Consider the following 209-nt stretch of genomic DNA (forward strand, 5'->3'; position numbering starts at 1 on the left):
GCGGATGCCTGGCTTATCCTGGCCGAGCGTCCGTCGCTCGGCGCGAAGGACCGACGGGACTTTCTCGAGCGCGCTGTTAAAGCTGGTGAACTGGCGCTCGGCACGGACGGCTTCAGCGAATACGAGGGACACTTCTGGGGGTTTCTGGAAACCCGGCCCTACATGCGGGCCCGACACCGTCTGGCCGAGGACTTGTGGCAAGCCGGCGA

At 65.6% G+C, this 209-nt stretch carries 1 protein-coding gene; it reads left to right on the plus strand.

Annotation, left to right across the window (positions count from 1 at the left end):
• Nucleotides 1–209 (plus strand): hypothetical protein (locus tag Q1A87_RS24115; RefSeq protein ID WP_299657487.1); only part of this gene is annotated, 209 nt, incomplete at both ends.

Source organism: uncultured Jannaschia sp., assembly GCF_947494055.1.
Taxonomy (GTDB): Bacteria; Pseudomonadota; Alphaproteobacteria; order Rhodobacterales; family Rhodobacteraceae; genus Jannaschia.